The 3,304-nt window shown below is 69.2% G+C and carries 5 protein-coding genes and 1 tRNA gene; 1 reads left to right on the top strand and 5 read right to left on the bottom strand.

The window, feature by feature from the left end; translation table 11 throughout:
* The 4 genes from rplK to AC1HC7_RS16160 all read right to left on the bottom strand — a co-directional run.
* A partial coding sequence (rplK, locus tag AC1HC7_RS16145) for a 50S ribosomal protein L11 (protein WP_479499217.1) occupies nt 1-327 on the bottom strand: 327 nt, incomplete at its 3' end.
* A gap of 104 nt (nt 328-431) precedes the next feature.
* Nucleotides 432-968 (bottom strand): transcription termination/antitermination protein NusG, encoded by a 537-nt coding sequence (gene nusG, locus AC1HC7_RS16150; RefSeq protein WP_479497993.1) that lies wholly within the window; start codon nt 966-968, stop codon nt 432-434.
* A gap of 247 nt (nt 969-1,215) precedes the next feature.
* A complete protein-coding gene (gene secE / locus AC1HC7_RS16155) occupies nt 1,216-1,413 on the bottom strand; it encodes a preprotein translocase subunit SecE (RefSeq protein ID WP_479497992.1) in 198 nt (65 codons plus the stop codon).
* 32 nt (nt 1,414-1,445) lie between these two features.
* Nucleotides 1,446-1,522 (bottom strand) — tRNA-Trp (locus tag AC1HC7_RS16160).
* 232 nt (nt 1,523-1,754) lie between these two features.
* Between AC1HC7_RS16160 and AC1HC7_RS16165 the strand changes: the two genes are divergently transcribed.
* Entirely contained in the window at nt 1,755-2,186 is a 432-nt protein-coding gene (locus AC1HC7_RS16165; RefSeq protein ID WP_479497991.1) for a DUF805 domain-containing protein, read from the top strand.
* A 37-nt stretch (nt 2,187-2,223) separates the two neighbouring features.
* On the opposite strand, the gene AC1HC7_RS16170 is transcribed toward AC1HC7_RS16165, so the two are convergent.
* Nucleotides 2,224-3,304, bottom strand: a 1,081-nt coding sequence (locus AC1HC7_RS16170; protein ID WP_479499218.1) for an A/G-specific adenine glycosylase, incomplete at its 5' end; no start/stop codon positions are given.

Genomic DNA, 3,304 nt, shown 5'->3' on the forward strand with positions numbered 1-3,304 from the left:
GATTTCCTTGACCTGCGCGACCGAAACCGAGCCGACAATCTCACGCGACGGGTTTGTTGCGCCGGATTTCAGCTTGGCCGCCTTTTTCAGGAAATACGACGCCGGGGGCGTCTTGATGTCCATGGTAAAGGACTTGTCCTGATAATAGCTGATGATCGTCGGGCACGGAGCACCGGGTTCAAGATCTGCGGTCTTGGCGTTGAACGCCTTGCAGAATTCCATGATGTTGATGCCGCGCTGACCCAGCGCCGGCCCGATGGGCGGCGAAGGATTGGCTTTGCCTGCGGGCACCTGAAGCTTCAGGGTCCCCACGATCTTCTTGGCCATCTCGGCCTCCTCGTCATACCGCCCCGGCGATCGCGATCGCGGGGCCTTGCGGTCCGTGGTGCGGGTTCAGGCGGCGCGCCGCCCTGCCCTCCCACTTCAGGTGATCAGGGCACGTCCTTGGCGACCTGACCGTATTCCAGTTCGACCGGGGTGGCCCGGCCGAAGATCGACACCGACACCTTGAGGCGGGCGTTCTCCACGTCCACCTCCTCGACCATGCCGGAAAAGCTTTCGAAGGGGCCGTCGGTGACCTTCACCTGTTCGCCCACCTCGTAGAGGATCGCGGGCATGGGGTTTTCCAGCCCCTCCTCGACCTGGTTGAGCAGGCGCGCCACTTCCGATTCGCGCAGCGGGCTCGGCTTGCCCTGCGGGCCCAGAAACCCGGTGACGCGGTTGGTGTCCATGATCAGGTGATAGGCGCGGTCGCTCATCTCCATCTTCACCAGCACGTAGCCGGGCATGAAGCGCCGCTCCACCGTCACCTTCTTGCCGCGGCGCAGCTCGACGACTTCCTCGGAGGGCACAAGCACCTCCTCGATTTCATCCTCGAGGCCGTTCTGCAGAGCGGATTCCTTGATCGACTCGGCCACCTTCTTCTCGAAATTCGAGAACACGTGGACCGTGTACCAGCGCTTTGCCATGCTGCCCGTCACCTCGATTGACCGGGGCTTGCCGCCCCGTATTGACGGCGCCGAAACCTCCGCGCCGCATTTTTCAGTCGCCGCCCGCGCCCGAGGCCGTGAGACCCCCGAAACGCGCCGCTCCAAACGTCAAGCGCGCGAACCCGACTCGGCGCGCGCGCTGTATCTGCCTGAGCCGATGGCGCATACAGCGATTTGGCGGGAATTGCAACCCCGGCGGCGGAATTGCCCGCCGTCCCGGCGCGGCCTACTGCCCGAGACGCAGGATCTGATCGACGCCGAGCGCGATCAACTGGTCCACGAAGAAGAAGAAAAGCGACGCGATGGTGGCCATCACGAACACCATGGTGGTGGTGACCGTGGTCTCCTTGCGCGTCGGCCAGACGACCTTCGACGCTTCGGCGCGCACCTGCTGGATGAATTGCGCCGGGTTCACCTTGGCCATGAGTCTCGCGTCCTTATCCTGAACCGTTGCGCTGGCAGGGGCGGAGGGATTCGAACCCGCGACCCTCGGTTTTGGAGACCGATGCTCTAACCAGCTGAGCTACACCCCTAGGCCTGCGCGAAATGCGTTCTATGCGGGCGCGGCCGTTTGGTCAAGCGCCCGCGATCCGGTCAGCCGCCGGAAATCCGGCCAAGCGCCGGCGGGCGCCGCGCCTGGCCGCCCAGTCGAGTTAGGCGCGCGCGGCGCGGATTTCAAGCCGGGCGGCGAATCGCCCCGCCCATGGCGCCCGCCCCGCCTGGGCGCCATGTTGGGCCCATGATGCGCAAATGGAGGGTTTGGTCATGACCTTGTCGCAAAGCGTTCGCAGCGTTCTGGGCAATTACGCGGTGTTTCGCGGGCGCGCGCCGCGCTCGGAATTATGGTGGTGGGTGGTGGGCGCCTTCCTGATCATGGTCGCGGCGGGGCTGATCGACGTCTTCGTCATCGGGCCGATGCTGGGCTTTCCGCCCTACGGATACAGCTTCAGGGCCCCGGGCGAGATGGCCATGGGATTCGTCGCCCCCGGCGGCCAGCCGCTGAGCACGCTTGCGGCGCTGGCGCTGATTCCGCCCAACATCACGGTGCAGGTGCGCCGCCTGCATGACATCGGGCGCAGCGGCTGGTGGCTGCTGATCGGATTCGTGCCGATGATCGGCATGCTGGCGCTGCTGTTCTTCTACGTGCAGCCGAGCGACCCCCAGCCCAACGAATACGGCCCGCCGCCCCTCGCCTGAACCGCGCCTCGCCTGAACCGCCCGGCAGCTGCGCCGCTCAGCGCCGCTGCAAGGCGATCTCCAGCGCCTTGCGCATCGCCGTGGGCAGCGCCCCGGCCTGCGCCGCCGCGTCCGGGCGAAAGGCGCCGCGTTTCGGGCGCGCGCCGGCGGGCGGTTCGGCGGGCGGTTCGGCGGGCGGTTCGGCGGGCAGTTCGGCGGCGAACACCTCCAGCGTCAGGCGGAAATGGGTGAACACATGCACCGCCCGCGCCGGCAGCCGCCGCCAGTCGCCCGCGCAGGGCGCGGCGGCGGCGATCTCCGTTTCCGAGGGCGGCGAATCGCCCCAATCCGTGCCGGGCAGCCCCAGCATCCCGCCCAGCAACCCGGATTCAGGCCGCCGCTCCAGCAGCACCGCGCCATCGGCGCGAAACCCGGCGAACACCGCGCCGAATCGTTCAGGCCGGGCTTTCTTCGCCCTGCGCCGGGGCAGATCCGCCGTCAGCCCCTGTCGGTGCGCCGCACAGGGGGCGCGCCACGGGCAGGCCGCGCAATCCGGGCTGCGCGGCGTGCAGATCGTCGCCCCCAGATCCATCACCGCCTGCGCGTAATCGCCGGGGCGGCGCGCCGGGGTCAGCGCCGCGGCATGGGCGCGCAGCGTCGGCTTCGCCTCGGGCAGCGGGGCGCCCACCGCATGCAGCCGCGCCATCACCCGCTCCACATTGCCGTCCACCACCACGGCGCGCCGCCCGAAGGCGATGGCGGCGATGGCGGCGGCGGTGTAGGGGCCGATGCCGGGCAAGGCGCGCAGCCCGTCCTCGGCATCCGGAAACCGCCCGCCCGCCGCGGCCACGGCGCGGGCGCATTTCAGCAGATTGCGCGCCCGCGCGTAGTAGCCGAGCCCGGCCCAGGCGGCCATCACCTCGCCGTCCTCGGCGCCGGCCAGCGCCCAGACATCGGGCCAGCGGCGAATGAAACGCTCGAAATAGGGACTCGCCGCCGTCACCGTGGTCTGCTGCAGCATGACCTCGGACAGCCAGACCCGGTAGGGCGGCGGCGGCGCGCCCGACCCCGGCGCCGCGCGCCACGGCAGCGCCCGCGCCGCGCCGTCATACCAGGCGAGCAGGTCCGCGGCGCTGGCG

It is taken from the genome of Oceanicella sp. (assembly GCF_056449545.1).